The sequence below is a fragment of the Microbispora sp. CSR-4 genome (assembly GCF_008033685.1).
GTDB lineage: Bacteria > Actinomycetota > Actinomycetes > Streptosporangiales > Streptosporangiaceae > Microbispora.
This window is the reverse complement of the sequence record NZ_VJVX01000263.1, coordinates 1-477: the sequence shown is the minus strand read 5'-3', so window position 1 is coordinate 477 and position 477 is coordinate 1. Positions and strand designations below refer to the sequence as shown.

General features: G+C 68.6%; 1 protein-coding gene. It reads left to right on the top strand.

The window, feature by feature from the left end:
• Positions 1-19: 19 nt before the first annotated feature.
• On the top strand, positions 20-169 hold the full coding sequence (locus FLV34_RS43600) for an integrase core domain-containing protein (protein ID WP_369074152.1): 150 nt from the start codon (positions 20-22) through the stop codon (positions 167-169).
• Positions 170-477 lie beyond the last annotated feature (308 nt).

The window sequence follows — 477 nt, the reverse complement described above, 5'->3', positions numbered from 1 at the left end:
GCGCGGCCCGTGGAACGGCCTGGACGACGTCGAGATCGCCACCATGGAATGGGTCGACTGGTACAACAACCGGCGCCTCCACAGCGCCTGCAACGACCTCCCACCAGCCGAATTCGAGACCCACTACCGAACACAAACCGCCACGGCTATCCTCACCCCAGCCAGCTAACCCGGCCTCCACGAAACTCGGCGCGGTTCACGCCCGTGTAGAACTCCTGCCACACCCGGGCGGCCAGGTCGTCCCGCTTGAGCCGGGCTGCGGCGTACGCGGTGAGCCGGGTGGTGGCCCTTATACCGGGGAGCGGCCTCTCTAGCCTTCACGGAGCCTGCGTTGCCGGCGAGCCCTTCCGGCCTGCACCTCCGGACCGTACGCCGCGACGACAGCCCGGAAGCCTCTGCGAATCATCTCCGGGCACAACGCTTCTGGCCGTCGCGGTGCCCTCGTGCCGGTCGCGGCCTTTCCAGCCTTCACGGAGC